20 protein-coding genes and 2 tRNA genes are annotated in these 25,061 nt (G+C 70.4%); 17 read left to right on the top strand and 5 right to left on the bottom strand.

The genetic code is table 11. The annotated features are described in order from the left end of the window. Positions 1-12: 12 nt before the first annotated feature. The 3 genes from H181DRAFT_RS25115 to H181DRAFT_RS25105 all read left to right on the top strand — a co-directional run bounded on the left by H181DRAFT_RS25115 (position 13) and on the right by H181DRAFT_RS25105 (position 1,546). Positions 13-375 carry a hypothetical protein gene (locus tag H181DRAFT_RS25115; protein WP_045866713.1) on the top strand — a complete coding sequence of 121 codons (363 nt, stop codon included), beginning with the start codon at positions 13-15 and terminating at the stop codon, positions 373-375. Between the two features lie 243 nt (positions 376-618). Then, positions 619-1,482 (top strand): bifunctional DNA primase/polymerase, encoded by an 864-nt coding sequence (locus tag H181DRAFT_RS25110; protein ID WP_107068843.1) that lies wholly within the window; start codon positions 619-621, stop codon positions 1,480-1,482. Beyond that, positions 1,473-1,546: transfer RNA gene (locus H181DRAFT_RS25105), tRNA-Lys, on the top strand. Before H181DRAFT_RS25110 ends, H181DRAFT_RS25105 begins: the two co-directional genes overlap by 10 nt. Positions 1,547-1,717: 171 nt before the next feature. Here the strand turns inward: H181DRAFT_RS25105 and H181DRAFT_RS25100 are convergent. Beyond that, positions 1,718-2,884, bottom strand: a complete 1,167-nt coding sequence (locus tag H181DRAFT_RS25100; protein WP_078895957.1) for a M6 family metalloprotease domain-containing protein — start codon at positions 2,882-2,884, stop codon at positions 1,718-1,720. A 448-nt stretch (positions 2,885-3,332) separates the two neighbouring features. On the opposite strand from H181DRAFT_RS25100, the gene H181DRAFT_RS25090 reads away from it, so the two are divergent. Further along, positions 3,333-5,234, top strand: coding sequence for a putative bifunctional diguanylate cyclase/phosphodiesterase (locus H181DRAFT_RS25090; RefSeq protein WP_045866710.1), 1,902 nt, complete (start codon positions 3,333-3,335; stop codon positions 5,232-5,234). A gap of 54 nt (positions 5,235-5,288) precedes the next feature. On the opposite strand, the gene H181DRAFT_RS25085 is transcribed toward H181DRAFT_RS25090, so the two are convergent. The 3 genes from H181DRAFT_RS25085 to H181DRAFT_RS25075 all read right to left on the bottom strand — a co-directional run bounded on the left by H181DRAFT_RS25085 (position 5,289) and on the right by H181DRAFT_RS25075 (position 8,523). Beyond that, entirely contained in the window at positions 5,289-6,368 is a 1,080-nt protein-coding gene (locus H181DRAFT_RS25085) for an LLM class flavin-dependent oxidoreductase (RefSeq protein ID WP_045866783.1), read from the bottom strand. A gap of 218 nt (positions 6,369-6,586) precedes the next feature. Then, on the bottom strand, positions 6,587-7,327 hold the full coding sequence (locus H181DRAFT_RS25080; RefSeq protein ID WP_045866709.1) for a maleate cis-trans isomerase family protein: 741 nt from the start codon (positions 7,325-7,327) through the stop codon (positions 6,587-6,589). Between the two features lie 248 nt (positions 7,328-7,575). Then, complete coding sequence (locus tag H181DRAFT_RS25075; RefSeq protein WP_045866708.1) at positions 7,576-8,523, bottom strand: maleate cis-trans isomerase family protein; 948 nt, start codon at positions 8,521-8,523, stop codon at positions 7,576-7,578. Positions 8,524-8,739: 216 nt separating this feature from the next. On the opposite strand from H181DRAFT_RS25075, the gene H181DRAFT_RS25070 reads away from it, so the two are divergent. Beyond that, positions 8,740-9,708 carry a D-2-hydroxyacid dehydrogenase gene (locus H181DRAFT_RS25070; protein ID WP_045866707.1) on the top strand — a complete coding sequence of 323 codons (969 nt, stop codon included), beginning with the start codon at positions 8,740-8,742 and terminating at the stop codon, positions 9,706-9,708. Positions 9,709-9,949: 241 nt separating this feature from the next. Then, entirely contained in the window at positions 9,950-11,365 is a 1,416-nt protein-coding gene (locus H181DRAFT_RS25065) for an amidase (protein WP_045866706.1), read from the top strand. Between the two features lie 54 nt (positions 11,366-11,419). Here H181DRAFT_RS25065 and H181DRAFT_RS25060 read toward each other — a convergent pair whose 3' ends face one another. After that, positions 11,420-11,941, bottom strand: coding sequence for a DUF3830 family protein (locus H181DRAFT_RS25060; protein WP_045866705.1), 522 nt, complete (start codon positions 11,939-11,941; stop codon positions 11,420-11,422). A gap of 130 nt (positions 11,942-12,071) precedes the next feature. Here H181DRAFT_RS25060 and ehuB point away from each other — a divergent pair, with 130 nt between their 5' ends. From ehuB to H181DRAFT_RS25005, 11 genes are all read left to right on the top strand, one after another. After that, a complete protein-coding gene (gene ehuB, locus H181DRAFT_RS25055; RefSeq protein ID WP_074468040.1) occupies positions 12,072-13,007 on the top strand; it encodes an ectoine/hydroxyectoine ABC transporter substrate-binding protein EhuB in 936 nt (311 codons plus the stop codon). Further along, positions 13,004-13,753: an ectoine/hydroxyectoine ABC transporter permease subunit EhuC gene (gene ehuC / locus H181DRAFT_RS25050; RefSeq protein ID WP_045866704.1), complete on the top strand. Its 750-nt coding sequence runs from the start codon at positions 13,004-13,006 to the stop codon at positions 13,751-13,753. The genes ehuB and ehuC overlap by 4 nt, the downstream gene beginning before the upstream one ends. Then, positions 13,750-14,400 carry an ectoine/hydroxyectoine ABC transporter permease subunit EhuD gene (gene ehuD, locus H181DRAFT_RS25045; RefSeq protein ID WP_045866703.1) on the top strand — a complete coding sequence of 217 codons (651 nt, stop codon included), beginning with the start codon at positions 13,750-13,752 and terminating at the stop codon, positions 14,398-14,400. The genes ehuC and ehuD overlap by 4 nt, the downstream gene beginning before the upstream one ends. Beyond that, a complete protein-coding gene (gene ehuA / locus H181DRAFT_RS25040) occupies positions 14,390-15,205 on the top strand; it encodes an ectoine/hydroxyectoine ABC transporter ATP-binding protein EhuA (RefSeq protein ID WP_045866702.1) in 816 nt (271 codons plus the stop codon). Before ehuD ends, ehuA begins: the two co-directional genes overlap by 11 nt. 201 nt (positions 15,206-15,406) lie before the next feature. Continuing rightward, entirely contained in the window at positions 15,407-16,165 is a 759-nt protein-coding gene (locus H181DRAFT_RS25035) for an IclR family transcriptional regulator (protein ID WP_045866701.1), read from the top strand. A gap of 67 nt (positions 16,166-16,232) precedes the next feature. Further along, positions 16,233-16,306: transfer RNA gene (locus H181DRAFT_RS25030), tRNA-Lys, on the top strand. Between the two features lie 300 nt (positions 16,307-16,606). Next, a complete protein-coding gene (locus H181DRAFT_RS25025; RefSeq protein WP_045866700.1) occupies positions 16,607-17,197 on the top strand; it encodes a lytic polysaccharide monooxygenase auxiliary activity family 9 protein in 591 nt (196 codons plus the stop codon). 196 nt (positions 17,198-17,393) lie between these two features. Then, positions 17,394-18,620, top strand: coding sequence for a winged helix DNA-binding domain-containing protein (locus tag H181DRAFT_RS25020; protein WP_074468039.1), 1,227 nt, complete (start codon positions 17,394-17,396; stop codon positions 18,618-18,620). 498 nt (positions 18,621-19,118) lie between these two features. After that, the gene (locus H181DRAFT_RS25015) at positions 19,119-21,074 is read left to right on the top strand and encodes a glycosyltransferase family 2 protein (protein ID WP_045866699.1); all 1,956 of its coding nucleotides are present in this window, start codon (positions 19,119-19,121) and stop codon (positions 21,072-21,074) included. After that, on the top strand, positions 21,071-23,068 hold the full coding sequence (locus H181DRAFT_RS25010; protein ID WP_045866698.1) for a radical copper oxidase GlxA: 1,998 nt from the start codon (positions 21,071-21,073) through the stop codon (positions 23,066-23,068). The genes H181DRAFT_RS25015 and H181DRAFT_RS25010 overlap by 4 nt, the downstream gene beginning before the upstream one ends. Positions 23,069-23,442: 374 nt before the next feature. After that, positions 23,443-24,969, top strand: coding sequence for an alanine/glycine:cation symporter family protein (locus tag H181DRAFT_RS25005; RefSeq protein ID WP_045866697.1), 1,527 nt, complete (start codon positions 23,443-23,445; stop codon positions 24,967-24,969). The last annotated feature ends 92 nt before the right edge of the window (positions 24,970-25,061 follow it).

Raw genomic sequence — 25,061 nt, 5'->3', positions numbered from 1 at the left:
GAGGTAGCCACCATGCCCGAGCCGCATTCGGCTCCGGACCCGCGCGGGGGCAGTCCGCGCTTCCGCCGTCCGGCACCGCTGCTCTTCGAGCCCGCCGAGAAGCAGGGGGACGGCGAGCAGTTCTTCGACCTGGAGGCGATCAGCGACCCCCACGAGCTGCTGGAACGCTCGACGGAACTCGCACTCGCGTTCCGGGCGGCCGCCGACCGCGCCGTGGAGTTCCAGGCGATGGCCGCTGCGCAGCTCGCGGACCCCAAGCGCTTCGACAAGCTGTCGGACGCGGCCATCGCCGAGCAGGGCGACTGGGCCGAGGACTACGCCCGCAAGATGATCGAGTTCGGACGCGAGCTCCTCGCGGACCGCGGCCCCGAGTAGGCCCGTCCGGCGGGACGGGCGGTCCGGCCGGCGCGCACCGCGCCGGAACCAGCGGGGTCCGGACACGGCCCCGCGGTTCCAGTTCCCCGGCCCCGGACCGCGGCAAGCGCCGTCGCCCCGAAGCACCCCGTCGTAGGCAGGGGGCATATGCAGGGGGCGCAACCTACCCGAAACCGCTTGCCCCTGTCCGGTTTTCCCGAGACTGTTCAAAACACAACGGCATGTCCGGTAGATGTGTATGCCATGAGTGACTGGCAACGGGACACCACCCCCGAGCGCGTCGACCCCGTCGGCCACCCCGACGTCCTGGAGTTCGCCTCCACCAGCGCCACGCGGCACACCCCCGCCGACCGGGGCCCCTCCTTCGTCACGCCCGCCGGCGCCGACTGGCTCGCGTCCGCCAGCCTCTTCCCGGCGAGCGTGCACGCCCTGTGGCGGCACCGCCCCGACGCACCCCGGACCCTGCCCTGCGGCACCGTCTTCGACGTGGTGAGCACACCGCTGCTGCCCGGCCGCCGTCTTCTGGACCGCTTATGGACGAAGGGCCCGGGCACCGGTCCCGTGGCCGTCCACCGGGGCCGGGTGCTGCTGTTCGCCGCCCCGGGTACGGCCGGGAGGCTCGCGGCGCTCTCGAACTGGGGCGAGTGGCGGCGCCCGCCGGAGGCCGGCCCGGGCGCCGCATCCGCCCCGTCCATCACGTCCGTCACGTCCGTCACGTCCGCCCCGTGGAGTCCGCGCGGTGCCCGGGAGCCCGCCGTAGCAGAAACGTTCCCGTCGCTCATGTGCCACGGGCTCGGCGACTACGTGACGGTCCCCGGCCTGCTGCCCCCGGATGCCGCCGGCAGCGCGGAAGGCGGAGCGGGCTGTCCGGCCCGGGGCGCGGCGGCGGCGCGCTCCCGGTGGCTGGTGGCTCCCGACCTTCGCCGCCCGTGGCTGCCGGGAGCCGAAGTGCTCCTCCGTGCTTGCCTGCGCTCACACCGCGAACGGCTCACCCCGGCCGTCCAGCACCACGTACTCGCAGGTCGCGGCCTTGCTGCCGCCGAACAATCGATTTCAGGAACAGCGGACGGTGATGCTAAGGTCTACGACGTCAGCAGGCGCCGCTAGCTCAGTTGGTTAGAGCAGCTGACTCTTAATCAGCGGGTCCGGGGTTCGAGTCCCTGGCGGCGCACAGACAGTCGAAGGCCCCTCGCCGAGGCGGGGGGCCTTCGTCGTGCGCACCCGCTCCGGGACGCCCCAGCAGTGGCACGGCGGGGCGTCCCCGGAGCACTGGCCGACGGTGCGTCCCCGGCCAGGCCAGTGAGCGGGCGTGAGCGCGCATAGGCGGGCGTGTGCCGACGGTTCACGTGGTCCCGGTCCTGCGCGTGACCTTCACACGCCAGCCGCCCTCGGCGCTGTGGCCGGTGACCTCCACGCGGAGGCCGCCTCCGCGGTCCGTCTCGTAGCTCTCGCCCGGGCCGATCGGGGCGTCCGCCAGCGAGGGGTAGACCGAGCCGTCGCTGCACGCGTGCGTGCCGGGGTGGCCGTCGACCACCCGGATCGGGCCGTAGGTCGAGGCGCGGTCGCTGCGCACCCAGTACATGAGCACCCCGGCCGCACACAGGCCGCGGTCGTTGCCCTCCGAGTCGCGGGCCTCTATCGCCAGCGCCTCGTGGTGGCCGGTGCGCACCACCGCCAGCCGCCGGTCGCCCTTCCCGCCGAGGGGGTGCGCGGCGACGGGCTGCAGGTGGTGCGTACTGCTGCCCCGGTCGGCCGGCACGCAGCTCACGTTGCGCCGGGAGAGCCATCCGAGTTTCCACTTCTCCCAGGCGAAGAGGTCGGGGGCGAGTCCGAACTGGCTGCCCATGAGGTCCCAGTCGCCGACGTACGTGTCCCAGTCGGCCTTCCCCGAGGCGGGACGCTGGTAGAGGTCCGGGAGGTCGAAGACGTGCCCGGTCTCGTGGGCGAGGACGTGCCGGTCGGGCGGGCTCTGCTCGAAGACGGTGACGAGGCGGCGCAGGTCGGTGCCGTCGGCCTCTATGGGGTCGTCGAAGTTGACGACCTTCGTGGCGTCGGAGTCGACGCCGCGGGCGTCGGGGTCGGCCACGAGGTAGACCAGGTCGTACTTGCTGAAGTCGATGCGCGGGTCCGCGGCGGCTATCGCGTCGTGCAGGTACTTCGTGCGCTTGTCCGCCTCCCAGTCGCGCTCTATCCCGTACGAGCGGGACGCGGCCGGCATCGGTATCCAGCGCTTCACGGGGTGCGTCCTGAGCCGGAACTTGCCGTAGGAGGCGCGGGAGAAGAAGTCCGAGGTGCCCGGGAAGTGGTCGGAGGCCAGCTCCCCGGGGGTGACCTGGGGGCGGGAGTCCGGGAAGGAGAGGAAGAGCATCACGGCGTCGAGCCGCCGCTCGGGACGCGGGTACGCGGTGTCCCAGCTGTCCACGCCGAGGGAGTGGTGGGCGCCGGTCCGCGGGAGCGCGCATGGGGCGGCCACTGCGGCCGCGGTTATCGGTCCCGCGAAGAGCGCCATGCCTATGAAGGCGCAGAGGGCGGTGACGACGGCTCCCGCACGGCGCCACCCGCACCGCACGGAAGCGGCTCTCCGCGAACCGTGCTTCCGCAGTCGCGCCACGTTCCGACCTCACAGGGCAGGGAGTAGGACCCTTCAACCCTTGCCCGTAATGTCGTCTAAGTCCTGTTCCGTTAGACCAGGCGCGTGAGCGGCAATATGACTACCGTGCGTGATTCGCGGCGGTACACGATCAGAACCTTTCCCGCACCTTTGCAGGAACGGTCACCCTCGCGTCCCCCCTCCCGCAACACCCGCACCAACGACCCGGTGGGACGCCGTGGATGCTGGCTCCGCTCACGCCCGAACCTCTATGATCGGCACATTTCCAGCGCGGATCGCCACGAAGCGCTTCGGGCCGAACGCCCGGCTGATTCGCACGCGACGAGCCACCCGGCGGGAGCGATTGGTGAACGGACCCATCGAAGGACCGGGCAGAAACTCCGGCAGCGCCACCGGAAATCCTCCGCAGAAAATCACGGAACGTAGCCGTTCCCGTGGTGGCTGGCACAGCAGGGGCGAGTGGCGCGGGCGGAAGCGGGACAACGACTTCCGCGCCGCTTTCAACGCCGCGCGGCTCGCCATGGCGATCGTCGACCGCGACGGGCGGGTGGTCAGCGCGAACCAGGCGCTCGGCACGCTGCTCGGCGCCGCTCCGGAGTCGCTCGTCTCCGCCTCCATCACCGATCTGCCCTCGCTGGGGCTGGACAGCAGCGCCTTCCGGAGCGGAGGTGTGCTGTCGGGACGCGGCACGAGCGAGCCCACCACCGGCGGCGCGAACGGGAAGCCGCAGCGGGGCGGAGCCCGGAAGGAGAACGGGGACGGGAGCGGGAACGGGAGCGCCGCGTGCGGAACCGGAACCCCCCGGATGAGCTGCACCCGCCGGCTGAAGAACCACGACGGCCACACCCTCTGGGCCGAGATCACCCTCGTCCCGACCACGCACGACGGCGAGGCCCTGCTCTCGGTCGCCGACATCAGCGAACAGCGCGACCTGCGCGACCGGTTGCGCCACCTCCAGATGCACGACCCGGTGACGCGTCTGCCCAACCGCGCCCTCTTCTTCGAACGTCTCGCGACCGCCCTCTCCGAGACCGCGACCGGACGCGTCGGCATCTGCTACCTGGATCTCGACGGGTTCAAGGCGGTCAACGACACCATGGGCCACCGCGTGGGCGACGAACTGCTCGACGCGGTGGCCCAGCGCCTCGTCCAGTGCGCCGAGAGCGGCGGACAGCGCCACCTCGCGGCGCGGCTCGGAGGCGACGAGTTCGCGCTGCTCGTGGACGGTTCGACGGGCGAGGAGCAGCTGACGGCCCTGGCGGACTCGGTGCTGACGGCCCTCCAGCGGCCGTTCGACCTGGGCGGGCATCGGCTCACGGTCTCCGCCAGCATCGGAGTGGTGGAACGCGAGGCCGAGGGGACGGGGCCCACCGAGCTGATGCAGGCCGCCGACACGACGCTCTACTGGGCGAAGGCGGACGGCAAGTCCCGCTGGAGCCTCTTCGATCCCGAGCGGAACGCGCACCGCATGACGCGTCAGGTCCTGTCCTCCGGCCTGCGCGGTGCCGTCGAACGGGGCGAGTTCGTACTGGACTACCAGCCGATCGTGAGCCTCGAGGACGACACGCTGCGGGGCGTCGAGGCGCTCGTCAGGTGGCGGCACCCGCAGTTCGGCAAGCTCGGCCCGAATCGTTTCATCGGGCTGGCGGAGGAGAACGGCGCGATCGTTCCGCTGGGCCGCTGGGTCCTTGAGGAGTCGTGCCGCCAGGCCCGGAGCTGGATGCTCGGGCACGCCGGCCCGCCGATCTACGTCAGCGTGAACGTGGCCGTGCGGCAGGTGTGGGACTCCGACCTCGTCGCCGACGTACGCCACGTACTGGAGACGACCGGACTGCCGTCCGGGCTGCTGCAGTTGGAGCTGACCGAATCGGCGGTCATGGGCTCCGCGGGCCGGCCGCTGCAGGCCCTGCAGGCCCTGAGCGACATGGGCGTGCGCATCGCCATCGACGACTTCGGCACCGGCTATTCGAACCTCGCCTACCTCAGCCGCCTGCCGGTACGCGCACTGAAGCTGGACGGGTCGTTCGTGCGGGGCTTCCACGCTCCCCTGCACGCCAACCCGGCCGACGAGACGATCGTCACGGCTCTGGTGCGCCTCGCACACCAGCTCGGCCTGACGGTGACCGCCGAGTGCGTGGAGGACCAGGGCCAGGCGGACCGGCTGCGGCGCATCGGCTGCGACACGGGCCAGGGCTGGCACTACGCCAAGCCCATGCCCGCGCACTGCGTCTCGGCGCTGCTGCACTAGCGGCCGCGGGGCCCGGCACCGACCTGGTCGTATCGCGGGTCTCCTACGGGGCTCTCACCGTCCGGCGGCGCTTCCCTGGCGGACTTCCAAGGGCAAATCGTAGGCGTCGGCGAGGAGTTCGTACGAACGCACGCGGGCCGAGGGGGTGTGGACGTTGGCGGTGAGCATCAGCTCGTCGGCTCCGGTGCGCTTGACCAGGGCGTCGAGGCCGTCGCGTACCGCATCGGGGGTGCCGTGCGTGACGTTGGCCAGCCAGCTGTCCACGAAGTCGCGCTCCACCGCGCTGAAGGAGTACGCCTCCGCCTCCTCCGGGGCCGGCACGAGACCGGGCCGTCCCGTGCGCAGGCGCAGCATCGCCAGGGCGCCGGTGAGCACCTGGCGGCGGGCCTGGGCCTCGTCGTCGGCGGCGAGGGCGGCAGCGCCGATCAGCACGTACGGCTCGTCGAGCACCGCTGAGGGCCGGAAGCTCTCGCGGTAGAGCTCCAGCGCGGGCAGCGTGTTGCGCGCGGAGAAGTGGTGCGCGAACGCGAACGGCAAGCCCAGGCTGCCGGCGAGCTGGGCGCTGAAGCCGGACGAGCCGAGCAGCCACAGCGGCGGCCTGCCGGACGCTCCCTGCACGGGCCCCGGAACGGCGTGGATGCGGGCGTAGCGGTGGCCGTCCGGGAAGTCGCCGTCGAGGAAGTGGGTCAGCTCGGCGAGCTGCTGCGGGAACTCCTCCGCGCCCTCCTGGAGCCGGGACGTACGGCGCAGCGCCGCCGCCGTCGCCCCGTCCGTGCCCGGGGCCCGTCCCAGACCGAGGTCGATGCGGCCGGGGGCGAGGGCTTCGAGCGTGCCGAACTGCTCGGCGATGACGAGCGGTGCGTGGTTGGGCAGCATCACGCCGCCCGAGCCCAGCCGGATGCGGTCGGTACGGGCGGCGAGGTGGGCGAGGACGACGGCGGGCGAGGAGCTGGCGACGCCGGGCATGGAGTGGTGCTCCGCTATCCAGTAGCGGGTGAAGCCGCGCCGTTCGGCGAGCTGCGCCGTCTCGGCCGTGGCGGCCAGGGCGTCACGGGAGGTGTATCCGGCACCGACGTTCGCCAGGTCCAGGACGGACAGGGGGACGGGCGCGCTGCCCCGCGCCTCACCCCGGATGCTGCCGTCCCGGCCGGTGTGGCCGCTGTTCTCGCCGCTGCCGCCTGTGGCGCTGACGTCCTCCACGGGTTCCGCCCTCCGCTCGTTCGCCGGTCTTCTCGGAGGTCAACGGCGGGCGGCGCCGATCTCTTCCCGCCTGCCCGGTGTGCGCGGGAACAGGCGGACGCGCGGCCGCCGGGGCTCGGACCGTCGGGCGGCCCGAGCCCCGAGGCGGGCCGTCAGGTGAAGAGCCTGCCCAGCGCGGGACAGCGCACCTGGCGCTCCAGGAGCCGCAGCCCCTCCCAGGCGGTGACCTGGTTGGCCGTCAGGACGGGCTTCCCCAGCGCCTCCTCGATGTCCGGGATCCAGGCGGCGGTGTGCAGCGCCGTGTCGGGCAGCAGCACGGCCTGCGCGTCGGGGTGGTCGCCGCCCCGGGCGAGGGCGAGGACCTCCTCCCTGCCCCAGGTGCCGACCTCGGCGGCGGTGATGATGCCGCTCCCCCGCATGGAGACGACCTCGGCTCCGGCCGCCTTCAGAAAGGCGGTGAACAGCTCTCCGACGTCCTCGGGGTAGGTCGCGCCGATGGCGACGCGCTCCGCGCCGAGCTCCCGCACGGCGTGCGCGAAGGCGAAGGACGTGCTGGACGCGGGCAGGCCCGCCGTGGCGGACAGCTCCCGCACCTGCTCATGGGCGCCGTCCCAGCCGAAGACGAAGCTGGCGCTGGTGCACGCCCAGACGACGGCCTGCACGTCCTGCTGCTTGACCTCGTCGACCTTCGCGGCGAGCCGCTTGGTGGAGCCCATCTCGAGGAGGGCGTCGGCGCGGTGCGCGTCCTCTCCGATGTCGGTGTGCACGAGCGGCAGGCGGACGCCGGCTCCGGCGTCCGCGAGGATGCGCTCGAGCCGCGGATAGTCGTCTTCGGCCGAGAAGCCGGGGTAGAGGAATCCCACCGCCTGCGACTGGGATGCCGCCTGTGCCATCTACGCCTCCTGAGCGCTCTTGAGCCTCGCCGGGCGGCTGCCCGGCTGCTGTGACTGATCGGACCGGTTGATCGGAAGGGCGGCCGGACCGGCCGGACGCCTGCCCGGTGTGCTGTCGCGTCCGCACGGGCCGGCGGGGACTCGTGCGTGCCGACGCGGGCACGGACGGGCGCCGGACACGGTGTCCGGCGCCGTTGCTGTTGTCGTTCCCGGGACGCGCCGCGGACCGCGGCACGCCTGACCGGGGATCACACGGGCGGCTGGCCGCCGCCTCCCCACTCGTCGGTGAGGCCCGAGGGGTAGCCCTGCTCGTAACCCTCGAGGGGTTCGCCGCTCTCGGCACCCGCGGCGGCCAGAGCGGCCTCCGCCTCGACGGGGCGGGGTGCCTCCACCGGTTCGGGACCGGACGGCTCCGGAGCGGCGGCGGGCAGCGAGGGCGTCATCGCTGCGGGACCGCGGCGCGCGACCGGGTCCAGCAGCGCCTGGTAGGGCCCCACTGCTTCCTTGCCGATGCGGCGCAGCGCGTCCCACATCGTCACCTGGTTCGCGGAGAGGACGGGCATCCGCAGCTCCGCTTCGAGCTGCGGGATGACGTCGTACGTCGGCAGGTTGGTGCAGCTGATGAACAGGGCGTCCGGGGCGTCGGAGACCGCCTCGCGGGCCATGTCGACGACGTCCCGGTACGGCACCCGCCAGATCTCGCGGGTCAGCCCGAGATAGCTGCGGCCCGTGACGGACACACCGGCCTCGCCGAGGAACTCCTCCAGCGAGTCGGTGACGGACTTCGTGTAGGGGGTGACCAGAGCGACGCGGCGGGCGCCGATCTCCCGGAGAGCGCCGAGGAGAGCGCCGGACGTGGTCAGCGACGGGATCTCACCGGCCTCTTCCATGGCCGCCGTCATCGACTTCTCGCCCGTCATGCCTCCGACGAAGCTGCCGGAGGTGCATGCATAGGCCATGACTTCGGGGGACACGGCGCCCAGAGCCTGGACGCCCTCGCGCAGAGTCTCGTGCTCGCTGACGAGCCGGGCCTGGTCGAGGCTGACCTCGACGGGGACGAAAGGGGTTCGTGTCAGGTGCAATGACACGTCGTCGGGCACCCAGCGCCACAGCTCCCGGTCGAGAGCGAAGTCGAAGGGGGCCACGATTCCGACACCGCGTTGTGGCTGCGGTCCGCCGAGGAAGGAGACATCCATTAGCTGAGCCCCAAAGAACGGAGGGGTGGCCTGAGGCCGGAAGGGAAAAAACAGGAGCCGGCATTAGCCGGAACGCCGGGACAGATGCCTTCATTGACGACGGTAGTTTGCGCTACCTACCGTGGTCAATCCTTGCATCTGTGAGGAGTTCACGCCGTCGAGTTGAGCTGACTCGCCCAGTCAACCGCCCCCTCGTTTCGAAGTGGTTTCCTGCCAATGACCGAGCCTTGTCTCCTTGTCCTCGACGCCGACCCGCCGCCCCGGCTGGACCGGCTCTCGGGCCGCGCCCGGATCGTCCACGCGGACGAGAACACGCTGGCCGAGCACCTGCCCGCGGCCGACGTGCTGCTGGTGTGGGACTTCCTCTCCGACGCCGTGCGGGAGGCCTGGCCGGGCGGCGGCCCGAGGCCGCGCTGGGTGCACACGCCGAGCGCGGGGGTCGACCGGCTGCTGCCCGAACTGAGCGCGTCACCGGACACCGTCATTACCAACGCGAGAGGCGTCTTTGACCAACCCATTGCCGAATACGTTGCCGGTCTCACTCTTGCTATGGCCAAAGATTTCCGGGGGAGCTGGGAATTGCAGCGCCAGCGCCGCTGGCGGCACCGAGAGACAAAAAGAGTCGGGGGGACTCGGGCTGTTGTGGTCGGGTCCGGGCCAATTGGAAGGGCCGTCGGCCGGACTCTGAAGGCACTGGGTGTCGCGGTGGAGCTCGTCGGGCGTACGGAGCGGACCGGCGACCCCGACTTCGGCAAGGTGCATCCCGGGGACGCGTTGCACGGCTTGCTGGGCGACGCGGACTGGGTCGTGTGCGTGGCCCCGCTGACCGAGGAGTCGCGCGGCATGTTCGACGCGGCGGCGTTCGCCCGTATGAAGCCCGGCGCCCACTTCATCAACGTCGGCCGCGGCCAGCACGTCGTCGAGAAGGACCTGAAGAGGGCGCTCGTCGAGCACCGCATCGCGGGCGCCGCCCTCGACGTCTTCGCGGACGAACCCCTGTCCGCCGAGAGCGAGTTGTGGGACGTCCCGGGCCTGCTGGTCTCCCCGCACATGAGCGGCGACACGATCGGCTGGCGGGACGACCTGGCCGAGCAGTTCCTCGACAACTTCGACCGCTGGGAGGCCGGGGAGCCCTTGCTGAACGTCGTCGACAAGGAGCTGGGGTACGTCCCCTCCACCTCCTGAAACCCGGTCCGCGCGTGGCGGGTCCGGCCCTGGGCCGGGCCCGCCGCGCTCCGGCCGGTTCCGCCGTGCGGGCGCCCGCGCAGCCCGCGCGACGCCCGTCCCCCCCCCTCTCCGCACACCCCTCTCCCCTGCACCCCCTCCCTGCGCACGAGCCTCGCTCCCCGTACCGCTCACCCCCTCACGACCCCACGCCTCACGACGCCGTCGTGAGGTCCCGCAGGTCCTCACCCGAAAGGTCGCCATGTCGGATCTCAGCAGCCTCACCGCCACACAACTCGTTGCCGGGTACACGACAGGAGACTTCTCCCCCGTCGAGGTCACCCGTGCGGTGATCGAACAGGCGGAGAAGGTGCAGCCGTACGTCAACGCCTTCGTGGCCATCTACGGCGACGAGGCTCTCGAGCAGGCCCGCGAATCGGCGGACCGCTGGCGGCGCGGCGAGCCCAGGGGCCCGCTCGAAGGCGTTCCCGTGACGGTGAAGGACATCCTGCTGGAGCACGGCAGGCCGACGCTGCGCGGCTCCTGGTCCTCGTCCGCGGACGGCCCGTGGGAGGAGGACGCGCCCTCCGTGGCTCGCATGCGGGAGGCCGGCGCGGTCTTCGCGGCCAGGACCACGACGCCCGAGTTCGGCTGGAAGGGCGTGACGGACAGCCCCCGCCACGGCGTCACCCGGAACCCCTACGACACCTCCCGCACGGCGGGCGGCTCCAGCGGCGGCGGCTCGGCGGCGGTGGCGCTCGGCGCGGGGCCGCTGACGCTCGGCACCGACGCGGGAGGGTCGGTGCGCATCCCGGCCGCCTTCTGCGGGATCTTCGCCCTCAAGCCGACCTACGGCAGGGTGCCGATCTATCCCGCCAGCGCCTTCGGCACGCTCGCCCACGTCGGCCCGATGACCCGGGACGCCCGGGACGCCGCGCTGCTGATGGACGTGATCTCGCAGCCGGACGCCCGCGACTGGTCGCAGCTCGCCCCACCGGCCGGCTCCTTCCGGGAGACGGTGAAGGAAGGGGTGCGCGGGCTGCGCGTCGCCTACTCGCCCGACTTCGGCGGACGCGTCGAGGTCGACCCGGCGGTCGCCGCCGGCGTGCGCCGCTCGGTGGAGAAGCTGGAGGAGCTGGGCGCCGTCGTGGAGGAGACCGACCCCGGGTTCGACGACCCCATCGAGGCGTTCCACTCCCTGTGGTTCGCCGGGGCGGCCCGCGTCACCCAGTTCTTCACCGAGGAGCAGCGCGAGGCCCTGGACCCCGGTCTGCGGGAGGTCGCCGAGGACGGTGCCGCGCGCAGCGCCCTGGACTACCTGGCCGCGGTGGACGTCCGCATGGCGCTGGGCAAGCGGATGGGCGTCTTCCATGAGACGTACGACCTGCTCGTGACACCCACGACGCCCGGTACCGCCTTCGGCGCCGGGCTCGAGGTGCCCGAGGGCTCCGGGTACCGGCGCTGGACGGAGTGGACGCCGTTCACCTACCCGTTCAACCTGACACAGCAGCCCGCGGCCTCGGTGCCCTGCGGCGTCGACGCGGACGGGCTGCCCGCGGGGGTGCAGCTGGTGGCCGCCCGCCACAGGGACGATCTCGTGCTCCGGGCCGCGCACGCCCTGTACGAGGCGGGGGCCGCCGAGATCCCGGCGCCCGCACTGAGGGGCGCGGCCTCCTGAGCGCCCGGTCCGGGCGCCGCCCCTCGGGCGGCACCCGGACGGCCGCGAAGTGCCTTACGCCCTGCGGAAGTTGAGGGTCTCCCCGAGAGCTCCGGCCCGCCACAGGTCCTGGCACGCCTCGGCCATCTCGTCGAGACCCTCGACGACGGCTCCCCAGACGATGCCGGGCACCCAGCCGGCGTCGCCGTTGATGAGGAGGTTGTTGCGCTCGTAGAAGAGCGCGAGGTCGATCACGGTGGAGCGGGTGGCGTGGGCGGCCTGGCCGCCCCGCTGCTCCGCCGCCGCCTCGTAGCCGTAGGACGACGTGTTCAGCTGCGTGTCGGTGAAGGTGAAATAGCACAGATCGCCCGGAATGGGGGTGATCGTCGGGTTCTCCAGCGGCGGTTCCTCGGGGGCGAACGGCGGGATCAGCGCGTAGATCTCGTTGCGCGCGTACTTCGCGTGGTAGACGTCGCCGCCGAGCGGCAGCGCGTTCCACACGGCCTCGCAGGTGATCGGTGCGCGGTCGTCGAGGAGTTTGGCTGTGCAGCTCACTCCCCGCTTGTCCAACGACACTTCGATGAAGCGCTCGGCCATCGTGCCTCCGGGTGGTGCTGAGATGGATCGTTCCGTGTCAATGGTGGCGCAGCGGTCAAGCCCGCAACGACCAGGTCAAGGGCTGAAAACGATCCGCATATCTTCTGGTGGCCTGGGTAGCTGCGCGCCCATGGCTCCACCACGAGGGAACAACACGGGAAGTACCGGGAGAACCGGTAGAACTCTCGGTCGCCGTTCGCTGCTCGCCGGAGCGGCGTCACTGACGGCGGCCGGGACGCTGGGTGCCACCACGGCCTGCAGCCGGGTGTCCAGCGCCGGAACCAAAGACGGGGGCGATCTGCTGGAAAGACTGAGGGCACAGGGCACGGTCAAGCTCGGTATCGCCGGCGAGCAGCCGTACAGCTACATCGACACAGAGGGCGAGCTGACCGGTTCCTCGCCCGCCATCGCACGGGTCATCTTCAAGCGGCTCGGCATCGAGAACGTCCAGCCGCTGCCCACCGAGTTCAACTCGCTGATCGCGGGCCTGAACTCCCAGCAGTTCGACGTGGTCGCCGCCGGGATGTACATCAACCCCGACCGGTGCCAGCAAGTACTCTTCGCCGATCCCGAGTACGAGATGAGGGACGCCTTCATCGTCCGGAAGGGGAACCCCAAGGGGCTGCGCAACTACAAGGACATCGCCGAGAAGGGCGCCAAGATGGCCACCGGCGTGGGCTATGCGGAGATCGACTACGCGGTGGACGCCGGCGTCAGGAAGAGCGAGATCAAGCTCCTCCCGGACCAGCTCGCGGGTCTGCTCGAGGTCCAGGGCGGCCGTGCCGACGTCTTCGCGGGTACGGCGATCACCGTCCGCAACGTCGTGAAGCAGTCCAAGAGCGGAAGGACGGAGTACACCGAGGACTTCGTGCCCACCCTGGACGGCAAGCCCGACCTCGGCACGGGTGCCTTCGCCTTCCGCAAGAGCGAGAGCAACCTCCGTGACGCCTTCAACGAAGAGCTGCAGAAGATGAAGAAGAGCGGTGAGCTCTTCCGCATCATGAAGCCCTTCGGGTTCGTCGAGCAGGAGATGACGACCCAGACCGCGAAGGAGCGCTGCAAATGACGGACCTTACCTGGGGTCTGTGGGAGCTGCTGCTGAAAGGCGTCTGGGTCACAGTCCAGCTCACGTTCTTCAGCGCCCTGCTCGGAGCCGGCGTGGCGTTCGTGGTCGGGGTCGCACGCAGCCACCGGCTGCGCGTGGTGCGCTTCCTCTCCGGCGCCTACATGGAGATCTTCCGCGGAACCTCCGCTCTCGTCCTGATGTTCTGGATGTTCTTCGTCCTGCCCGTGGCCTTCGGCTGGCAGCTGCTCCCCATGTGGGCGGCCGTCCTGGCCCTGGGTCTGTCCTACGGGGCGTACGGGTCCGAGATCGTCCGCGGGTCGATGGCCGCCGTGGCCCCGGCCCAGCAGGAGGCGGGCATCGCGCTCAGCTTCAGCCCGTGGCAGCGGCTCACCAAGATCGTGCTGCCGCAGGCGTGGCCCGAGATGATCCCGCCGGCGAACAACCTGCTCATCGAGCTCCTGAAGGGCACCGCCCTGGTCTCGATCATGGGTGTGGCGGACACCGCGTTCGGCGCGATGCTGGTGCGCAACGCGACCGGTGAGAGCGCGCCCGTCTACACGATCATCCTGGTGATGTACTTCGTGCTCGCCTTCGTCCTCACCCGCGGCATGCGCGTGCTGGAGCGCCACGCCAAGGCGGGCATCGGGCAGGCCCCGCCGCCGAAGAGCCTCGGCGTACGGCGACAGGTGACCGTGCCGCGCCAGGCCGCCTCGAGTGACGTTCCCACCGCTGGAGGTGCCGCATGAACTGGGACTGGTCGGCAGTCGGCGACTTCATGCCGCGCCTGTGGGACGGCGTGCTGCTCACGCTCCAGGCGCTGGTGCTGGGCTCGCTCATCGCCTTCACGCTGGGACTCGTCTGGGCGATGGCCCAGCGGTCGAGCCTGAAGATCGTCTCCTGGCCGGTGACGGCCCTCACGGAGTTCATCCGGAACACTCCGCTGCTGGTGCAGCTGTTCTTCCTGTACTTCGTGCTGCCCGAGTGGAACGTGACCTTCTCCGCGCTGGTGACGGGCGTCATCGGCCTGGGTCTGCACTACTCGACGTACACCGCGGAGGTCTACCGGGCCGGTATCGACGGTGTGCCCGTCGGGCAGTGGGAGGCGTGCACGGCGCTGAGCCTGCCGCGCAGCCGCACGTGGAGCGCGGTGATCCTGCCGCAGGCGATCCGCCGCGTGGTGCCCGCGCTGGGCAACTACGTCATCGCGATGCTGAAGGACTCGCCGATGATCGCGACCATCGGTGCGCTGGAAATGCTGGGCCAGGCACGGCAGTTCAGTGCCGAGACCTTCCAGCCGACGGAGCCGATCACGGTCATCGGCGTCGTCTTCATCCTGATCGCCTACCCGGCATCCCTGCTTATGAGAGCCCTGGAGCGTCGACTTGTCCACTGACAGCAGCACCTCGAAGGAAACGAAGAACCCGGCCGCCGACGGCAGTGAACTGATCGAGTTCAAGGACGTCACGAAGCGCTTCGGCAGCAACGTCGTCCTCGACAACCTGTGCTTCAACGTCGCCTCCGGCAAGCACGTGACGCTCATCGGGCCGTCGGGATCCGGCAAGACCACGATCCTGCGGCTGCTGATGACGCTGCTGAAGCCCGAGGAAGGCACGATCAAGGTCGCCGGCGACTACCTCACGCACGAGGAGCGGGGCGGGAAGCTGGTCCCCGCGGGCGAGCGCCACAGCCGCGAGGTCCGCAAGAAGATCGGCATGGTCTTCCAGCAGTTCAACCTCTTCCCCAACATGAAGGTGCTGCGGAACATCACCGAGGCGCCCGTGCACGTGCTGGGCCTCTCCAAGGACGAGGCGGAGCAGCGCGCACGCGAACTGCTCGAACTGGTCGGTCTGACCGATCATGTCGACAAGTACCCGACGCAGCTCTCCGGCGGTCAGCAGCAGCGGGTGGCGATCGCCCGCGCGCTGGCGATGCGGCCGCAGGTACTGCTGCTGGACGAGGTCACCTCGGCGCTCGACCCCGAGCTGGTCGCGGGTGTGCTGGACGTCCTCCGCGACATCGCGCACACCACCGACATCACGATGCTGTGCGTCACGCACGAGATGAACTTCGCCAGGGACATCTCGGACGACGTGCTGATGTTCGACGCGGGCCGCGTCATCGAGTCGGGTTCGCCGGAGAAGATCTTCAGCGACCCGGAGCACGAGCGCACGCGCGAGTTCCTGAGCGCGGTGCTGTAGAACCGCCCGCCCAGCAACCGGCCGGGGCCCTGTCCGTACCTGCGGACAGGGCCCCGGCCCTTGCGCGGGACCCACTGGTCCGCATATGCCAAAAAGGCACAACGGCCCCCACCGGCAGCCCTGTTGGCCGCTATCGTGAGGATTACCGTGACCGCCCGCGACGGTCGCGACGCAAACGGTCACCCGCCAAGGAGGCCCGTCGTGGCGCTGAAGCCGGAGCACACCGCACCGTTCCACTCAGTGCGGTATGCGCTGCGCGTACTGGAGGCGATAGCCCGTCACCAGGACGGCGTCACCGAAGCCCACATCTCCCAGGAGACGGGCCTTCCGCCGGGGCTCCTGGCGCACCTGCTCTCGATGCTCTGCCGCGAGGCGTACGCGGAGCGCCTTCCGGACGGCACGTACGTCGTCGGCGAATCGCTCGTGCTCCTCGGCTCCGGCGGCGACCGCGAACGTGCCCTGGACGAACGCCTCCAGCGGACGCTCGCCGACCTGCGGGACACCGTCGGCGCGGCCGTCTACCTCAGCCGGTACAAGGACGGCGAGCTGGAGGTCACCTCCTACGCCGACAGCCCCATGACCCCCGCCGTCAACGAGTGGGTCGACTTCCGCTCCGCCCTGCACGCCACCGCGATCGGCAAGTGCCTCCTGGGCCAGCTCGACCACGACGGCCGCAGGGACCACCTCTCGCGGCACAGGACCGCCCGCCTCACGTCGCGCACCATCACGGACGAGCGCCTCCTGCTGAACACCCTGGACCGGCAGCCCCCGACCGTCCCCGTCCTGGACCTGCAGGAATACGCGGTGGGCACGGTGTGCGCGGCGGTGCCGGTCACGGCCGGCTCATCGGTCGGATGCCTGGCGCTGTCCCTGCCCGTCGAGAACGCGTACCGGCTGCGACGTGCCGCGGAGACGCTGAGCCGGAAGGCCGCTCCCGTCATGCTGTCGCTCGCGATCTGACCGTGGTCATGAGCACCCCCGCGGAGGGGGTAGTATTTTCCCCGTCGGCCCTCACCGGGCCGGACAGGCGCCGTTAGCTCAGTTGGTTAGAGCAGCTGACTCTTAATCAGCGGGTCCGGGGTTCGAGTCCCTGACGGCGTACAGCACAGAACGGAAGCCCTCCGCGCGAGCGGGGGGCTTCCGTCGTTTCCGGGGCGCTCCCGCGGCCGGCCGGTCCCGCCGCGGCCGCCGGCCCCGCCGTCCGCACGGCCGGGCGGCGACTGCCACTCCGCGCAGCACCCCCTCCCCCGCTGCCGCTCCCCGCGCCGGTCCGCTCTCCGGCACCTTCCCACCCCCGTACGGCATTGGTCTGGACAACTCCCGGAGCGACGCGCTAGGTTCCGACTTGGTCTAGACCGATCCGACAGCAACTCCTTTCCCCCACGAACCATCAGGAGCGACATGCGCAAGAGGATCACAGCGGCCGCCATCGGCACGGCGCTCGGCGTCTCGGCCGTGCTCTTCGCCGCCCCCGCACAGGGCCACGGCTTCGGCACCGACCCGGCAAGCCGCCAGGCGAACTGCGCCGACGGCACCGTCACCGGGTGCGGAGCCGTCGAGCACGAGCCCCAGAGCGTCGAAGGCCCCAAGGGCTTTCCCGAGACGGGCCCCGAGGACGGCGCCATCTGCTCGGGCGGCAACGACGCCTTCAAGGAGCTCGACGATCCCCGCAACGGCGACTGGCCCGCCACGGAACTCACGCCGGGCAGCGACCACACCTTCAAGTGGTCGATGACAGCGATGCATTCGACGACGGACTTCAGCTTCTACGTCACGAAGGACGGCTGGGACCCCGCCAAGCCCCTCACCCGCGCCGACCTGGAGGCCGAGCCCTTCCTCACCGTGCCCATGAACGGCGAGAAGCCGCCCGCGGAGTGGACCGGCGAGGGGAAGCTCCCGGAAGGCAAGTCGGGCCGGCACCTGATCCTGGGCGTGTGGACCATCGCCGACACGGCCAACGCGTTCTACGCCTGCTCCGACGTCGAGTTCTGACCCCGCGACGCCGCCCCGCACACACGCGGGAAGCGGACCGGCCCGGCCGCGCCCCACAGCGGCCGGGCCGGTCCGCTTCCCGGCGGGCAGGCCGATCCGCCTCCCGGCGGGCGCTGCGTGCGGAACGGCCCCCGGCCTGCGTCCGTACGGGCCACACCGCGTGGCGCCCCCGTGGACGATCCGCCAGACTCCCCCCATGCACCCGGTCACCCTCACCCCCAGGGCCCTGGGCCGTGCGCTCGTCGCACGCCAACTCCTCGCGGAGCGCTCGCAGATGAGCGCACTCGAAGCCGTCGAGCATCTGGTCGGGCTGCAGGCGCAGGCACCACGGCCGCCCTACTTCGCCCTCTGGTCGCGGCTCGCCGGATTCCGCGCGGAGGAGATGTCCGCGCTGCTGCGGGAGCGCGAGGCCGTACGGGCCGGCGTCATGCGCGGCACCGTCCACCTGGTCAGCGCCGCCGACTGCCTTCAGCTGCGCCCGCTCACGACGGGGATCTACGAGCGTCTGATGCGCAGCAACTACCGCAGACGGCTCGAGGGCCTGGACATGTGGGAGGTCGCCGAGGCGGGCCTGGAGCTCCTGCGGCAGCAGCCCCGCACGGCACGCGAACTGGCCCGGCTGCTCGGCGAGCGGTGGCCCGGCCGGGACGCCGACGCGCTGGCGCAGGCGCCGCGCGCCCTGTGCGACGTGGTGCAGATCCCACCGCGCGGGCTGTGGGGTGCCTCGGGGCAACCCACCTACGACACGATCGAGTCATGGCTGGGACGCCCCGTCTCACCGGAGCCCGACGTCGAGTCGGTGGTGCTGCGCTACCTGGGGGCGTACGGGCCGGCCTCCGTCCTGGACGCCCAGACCTGGTCGGGGCTCACCCGCCTCGGTGAGGTCTTCGAGAGGCTGCGTCCGCAGCTGCGGGTCTTCCTCAGCGAAGCGGGACGGGAGCTGTTCGATCTGCCCGAGGCCCCGCGGCCCGATCCCGAACTGCCGCTGCCCGTACGGTTCGTGGCCGAGTACGACAACCTCGTCCTCTCCCACGCGGACCGCACGCGCGTCATCGGCGACGAGGAGCGCGCCGCCATCGCGAGCCGCAACGGGCAGGTACCCGGCACGATCCTGGTCGACGGCATGGTGCGGGGGACGTGGAAGGTCCAGCAGCCCCGGAAGCGGGTGGCGGTGCTGACGGTGACGCCTCTGGGCCGCCGTCTCACAGCCGACGAGGAGCGGGCGCTGGCCGCGGAGGGCGAACGGCTGCTGGACTTCGCCGTGCACGGCGGCGAGGACGCCGGAGCAGGCCGGGGCGAGGACGCGGGAGCAGGCCGGGGCGAGGACGCCGGAGCAGGCCGGGGCGGCGAGGAGTTCACCGTCGCCTTCGCGTACCCGGCACCGGGTCCGGGTCCGGGACGGGCGGCGCGGCGGACAGCGTAGGCTGCTGCCGCGCGGGTCCGGCCGAACCGGGCCCGGGAGCCTGGCGAGTTGCCCGGAGACCGAGGCGGTACGGCCGCCCGACGCCGCGCCCGGTGTGCCTGCCGGCGGACACGTGAACGCTACATTCCGTCCCCTCCCGGCCACACAACCCGCCCACTTCGGTGACACCTCCGTCACAGAGATCGCGTCGAATCCCATCACACGGGGACGAACTTTCCTTTTTCGCCCTTGCGTTCGGCCAAGGAGTCGGAGAACCTACGCAGGTCTCCGACCGCCCGCGAAAGGCCCACCGGCACCTGGGGCACCGGAGACCGGCTCGTCTGCGGCCGGGCCGAAGATCCGTTCGGACGGCGAACCGGAAACCGGTCACATGGAACCGGCGGCCGTCCGCTCGCAGTCTCAGTACGAAGCAGCCGACGCCTGCCGCGCCCGGGGCCGCGGGAAAGGACGCGGGAAGCACGAGCACACGCAGACTGCTGCGTTCAGGGGGACGGACCCATGACCTCTACGAGGGACGGCGGCGGGCAGCCGGAGCCAGGGCACTCGGCCGACGACGACCCGACGCGGACGACGCAGCTGCGCATACCCCGCAACATCGGGCAGAAGGCCCGCGACACCCTCGGCCGCGGGCTGCGCTGGGCTCCCAAGGAGCTGCCGCGCTACGACTACGAGCACTACAGCCGGCTCGCCGGGCCGCTGACCCAGCCCGCCGCGGACAAGCCGTACCGCGTCAAGTACCGGAGCCTGCTGGCCGACGAGCCGCACCGGTTCAGGGCGGCCTTCCTGCTCGGTCTCGCACCGCTGCTCTCGGCGGGGCTGCTGTTCTGGCTGATGCAGCCGCAGCACTGGACGCAGCGCGACGACGGCGCCGTCTCGGACCTCGTCCTCAAGCTCGACATCGTCATGCTGGTCTCGATCGGCCTGATCGAGCTCTTCCGTACGCTCAACGTCCTCTCCAACGCGCACGCGACGCTCGTCGCGCGGGACCCGATACCCGTGGTGCCCGAGTCCGGCACCCGCGTCGCCTTCCTCACCTCCTTCGTTCCCGGCAAGGAACCGATCGAGATGGTGACGAAGACGCTCGAGGCGGCCGTGAAGATCCGCCACAGGGGCCTGCTGCACATCTGGCTGCTGGACGAGGGCGACGACCCGGAGGTGAAGGAGGTCTGCCGCCGGCTGGGCGTGCACCACTTCACCCGCAAGGGCGTGGCCCGCTGGAACAAGAAGAAGGGCCCGCACCGGGCGAAGACCAAGCACGGCAACTACAACGCCTGGCTCGCCGCCCACGGCGACAACTACGACTACTTCGCCTCCGTCGACACCGACCACGTGCCGCTGCCCAACTACCTGGAGCGGATGCTCGGTTACTTCCGTGACCCGGACGTCGGGTTCGTCATCGGCCCGCAGGTGTACGGCAACTACGACAACTTCGTCACCAAGGCCGCCGAGAGCCAGCAGTTCCTCTTCCACGCCCTCATCCAGCGTGCCGGGAACCGCTACGACGCGCCCATGTTCGTCGGCACCAGCAACGCGGTGCGGATCAAGGCCATCAAGGGCATCGGCGGGCTGTACGACTCCATCACCGAGGACATGGCCACCGGTTTCGAGATGCACCGGGCCAGGAACCCCGAGACGGGCCGCAAGTGGCGCTCGGTCTACACCCCGGACGTACTCGCCGTCGGTGAGGGCCCCAACGCGTGGACCGACTTCTTCACCCAGCAGCTGCGCTGGTCGCGCGGCACGTACGAGACGATCCTCAAGCAGTACTGGCGCGGCGTCTTCACGCTGCCGCCGGGGAAGCTCTTCAACTACACGATGCTGATGATCTTCTACCCGATCTCGGCGCTCAACTGGATCCTGGCAGCGCTGAGTTGTGCGCTCTTCCTGGGTCTCGGCGCCTCGGGCGTGCAGATCGACCCGACGGTCTGGATGGCGCTGTACGGCAACGCGTCCGCGCTCCAGATCGGCCTGTACATCTGGAACCGGCGGCACAACGTCTCCCCGCACGAGCCCGAAGGCTCCGGCGGGCTCGCGGGAATGCTCATGTCCGCGCTGTCCGCACCGATCTACGCACGCTCCCTCTTCGACACGGTGCTGCGGCGCAAGAGCAAGTTCGTGGTGACGCCGAAGGGCGACTCGGCGAGCCCGGACACCCTCTTCGGCACCTTCCGCATCCACCTCTTCTTCATCGTCGTCTTCGGCGGCTCGCTGGGCGGCTCCTTCTACCTCGGCCACGACCACCCGGCCATGATCACGTGGGCCGCGCTGGCGCTCCTGATCACGGCGGCGCCGATCATCGGCTGGCGCGTCACGGTGCGCGCCGAGAAGAAGAAGCGGAAGCAGCGCCGGCACCGGCACCGGCAGGGCGGCCCGGTCCCGCCGCCCGCCGCACCGGACCGGACGCCGACGCAGCCCGTACCACTGCACACCGCCCCTGGGGGACGTGAAAGATGAAGTACCGACCGAGCCGGCGCACGCGCCGTACGGCGATAGGCGCGGCCGTGGTCATGGTGATCGCGGGATTCAACGGGCCCGTGCTCTACGACCTCGCCTCGGAGCGATACCACGACTACACGATCAACAAGCCGGAGTACAAAGCCGAGAACGGGCACTGGAAGACCGTCGACGTCCCGAAGAAGTACCGCATCAACACGATCCACGCCGCGCTGCTGCACACCGGCAAGGTGCTGCTGGTGGCGGGATCGGGCAACGACGCCAAGCAGTTCAAGGCGAAGACGTTCCGCACCGTGCTGTGGGACCCGGTGAAGAACACCTTCAAGAACATCTCCACGCCCAACGACCTGTTCTGCGCGGGCCACACCCAGCTGCCCGACGGGAAGCTGCTGGTGGCGGGCGGCACACGCCGGTACGAGAAGCTCGGCGGCGACGTGAAGAAGGCCGGCGGCCTCATGATCGTCCACAACGAGAACCCGGACCGGGCCAAGACCCTCAAGGCGGGGACGCTCTTCACCGGACGCGAGAACGGCAAGACGTTCGAGGCCAAGGACAACGTCCTCGTGCCGCGCGCGAAGAAGAAGGCCGACCCGGTCACCGGGCAGGTCAAGGTCACCCCGAGCGTCGCCCGCGTCTACGTGGAGGCGGCCAGGAGGGGGAAGCAGTACCAGACCGGGACCGAGGACAACTACCGCATCCACGGCCTGCGCGGCGCCGACCGCAGGAACATCTACGGCATCGCGCAGAAGCTCTCCTTCGACAAGAAGGACTTCCAGGGGATCAAGGACACCTACGAGTTCGACCCGGTGGCCGAGCGCTACATCAAGGTCGACCCCATGCACGAGGCGCGGTGGTACCCGACGCTGACCACGCTGGAGGACGGCAAGGTCCTCTCGGTCTCCGGGCTCGACGACATCGGGCAGGTCGTCCCCGGCAAGAACGAGATCTACGACCCCCGGACCAAGAAGTGGGAGTTCCTGCCCCGGAAGCGCTTCTTCCCCACCTACCCGGCGCTGCACCTGACGTCCGACAACAAGATCTTCTACTCCGGAGCCAACGCCGGCTACGGACCCGCCGACAAGGGCCGTACGCCCGGCCTGTGGGACCTGGAGACCAACGGGTTCCGCAAGATCCCCGGCATGAGCGACCCGGATGCCCTCGAGACCGCCATGTCCGTACCGCTGCCGCCCAGCCAGAGCCGCAAGTTCATGGTGCTCGGCGGCGGCGGCGTCGGCGAGTCGAAGAAGGCCACCGAGAAGACCCGCATCGTGGACCTGCGCGAGGACTCCCCGCGCTTCCGCAACGGGCCGGACCTGTACGCCAAGGCCCGCTACCCCAGCAGCGTCGTCCTGCCCGACGACACCGTGCTGACGACCAACGGCTCCGGCGACTACCGGGGACGCAGCGAGAGCAACGTCCTCAAGGCCGAGGTCTACGACCCGAAGACCGACACGAAGAAGAGCGTCGCCGACCCCCTCGTCGGCCGCAACTACCACTCGGGCGCGCTGCTCCTGCCCGACGGGCGCGTGATGACGTTCGGCTCGGACTCGCTCTTCTCCGACGAGGCCAACACCAAGCCCGGCGAGTTCGAGCAGCAGATCGACATCTACACGCCGTCCTACCTCCACCAGAAGGGCGAGCGGCCGGAGTTGAAGCACGCGGGTCTGGCGGAGCAGAACGCCAGGACCGTGCGGCTGGGCGGTTCGGTCTCCTTCAAGTCCGAGGACGCGGCCAAGATCAAGAAGCTGCGGCTCATCCGGCCGAGCTCCTTCACGCACGTCACCAACGTCGAGCAGTCCTCCGTGGCGCTCGACTTCAAGCGGACCGCCGACGGTGTCACCGCCGAGATCCCCGGGGATCCCTCGCTCGTGCCGCCCGGCTGGTGGATGGTGACGGCCGTGGACGGCAAGGGGGTCCCGTCGAAGTCGGTGTGGCTGAAGGTCCCCAGGACCGCTGCGGCCCAGACGCCGACGACGACGCCGGTCTCGCCGTAGCCGTCCGGCGGTCCGGTCGACCGGTCCTCCGGTCACCCGGCCGTCCGGTCACCCGGTCCAGGATCTGCCGGATCTGCCGGAGCTGTCCGAGCCCCGTCGCGGCGCATCCGCGGCGGGGCTCCGGCATGCCTTCCTCAGAGGACCCTCAAGCTGCGGTAACGGTCCGGGCACGTCCCCCAGGTCGCGCGTCCTCTGCGATCCACATCACTTGCCCCGGTCGCTGTCCGTGATATGAACTGGCGATCCGACTTTGCTGCGCCTTTACCGTCAGCTCACCAAGCCTTACCGACAGTCGCTGACGGCCGCCGTGACCGGCCGAAGGGCGGGCGTCACCGGTCGGGATTTCCAAGCCGCTCCACTGCCGAAGGTGGCCCATGTCGCTCGACTCCATGACGCAAGACTTCGACAAGGCCGTGAACGATCTGTTCGATCCGGTCGCAACCTGGCTGAGTGAACTGGTCTTCTACGCTGTGCCCGTGGCCGGCGCCGAGCTGCCGCTCATCGTGGCCTGGCTCGTCGTCGCCGGACTGGTCTTCACCATGTGGTTCGGCGTGGTGCAGTTCCGCAAGTTCAAGCTCGCCGTCCAGGTCGTACGCGGAAAGCACGACGAGAGCGATTCACCGGGCGAGGTCAATCACTTCCAGGCGCTCACAGCAGCGGTTTCCGGCACGGTCGGCCTCGGCAACATCGCCGGAGTCGGGGTCGCCGTCAGCATCGGCGGCGCCGGCGCCACCTTCTGGATGATCCTCTGCGGGCTCCTCGGCATGGCCACCAAGTTCGTAGAGGTCACCCTCGGCGTGAAGTACCGGGAGGAGCACGCCGACGGCACTGTCTCCGGCGGCCCGATGCATTACCTGCCCAAGGGTCTCGCCGAGCGCTTCGGCCGCAACGGAAAGATCTTCGGATCGGTTCTCGCGGGCCTCGCCTCCGTCATGATCCTCTTCTTCGGCCTCTTCGGCGGCAACCTCTTCCAGATCAACCAGAGCTACGCCCAGCTCACCTCCACCACAGGCGGCGAGGACAGCTGGTTCGGCTCCTCGGCAGGCGCCCTCTTCTTCGGTGTACTGCTCGCCACGCTGGTCGGTGTCGTGCTCATCGGCGGCATCAAGTCCATCGCCTCCGTCACCAGCCGCCTCGTACCGGCGATGGCCATCATCTACGTCCTGGCCTGCCTGACGGTCATCCTGTGGAACGTCGGTCAGGTCCCCAGCGCGTTCGTCGACATCTTCGAGGGCGCCTTCGCACCCGAAGGCGTCGCGGGCGGCATCATCGGTGCCCTGATCATCGGGTTCCAGCGCGCCGCCTTCTCCAACGAGGCGGGGCTCGGCTCCGCGCCCATCGCGCACTCCGCCGTGAAGACGAAGCACCCCGCCAGCGAGGGCCTCGTCGCTCTGCTCGAGCCGTTCATCGACACGGTCATCGTGTGCACCATGACCGCCCTGACCATCGTCATCGCGAAGCCGGACAGCTTTACCTCCGCGGGCGAGGAGGTCGAGGGCGTGACTGTCACCTCCGACGCGTTCGCGTCAGTCCTGCCCTGGTTCCCGAACGTGCTGACGATCGCGGTGCTGCTGTTCGCCTTCTCCACTGTGCTGACCTGGGGCTACTACGGCCTCAAGGCATGGTGCTACCTCTTCGGGAAGAGCAGGACCAGCGAGACCCTCTTCAAGATCGTCTACAGCCTGTTCGCCGTGGCGGGCGCGCTGCTGTCCCTGGAGTCCCTGATCAGCATGGCGGACGCGTTCCTGTTCATGCTGGCCGTCTTCAACATCATCGGCCTGTACCTGCTCGCGCCGGTGGTCAAGCGGGAGCTCGACTCGTTCCTCGCGCACGTCCGAGGCGACCGCAGCAGTGCGGCGAAGGGAGCGGACGAGACCGAGGCGGCCGCCCCTCAAGGCTGACGCCTCACCCGAGGACCGCACACTTCCGGCCCGCACCGTTCGACGGTGCGGGCCGGAAGTACGAGAAGGCAGCAGGGGCCGGCCCGGTTCCG

Origin of the sequence: Streptomyces sp. WMMB 714 (assembly GCF_900090125.1) — a bacterium.
Lineage (GTDB): Bacteria > Actinomycetota > Actinomycetes > Streptomycetales > Streptomycetaceae > Streptomyces > Streptomyces daqingensis.
Note: the sequence above shows the minus strand (reverse complement) of the source record. Positions and strands in the feature narration are given on the sequence as shown.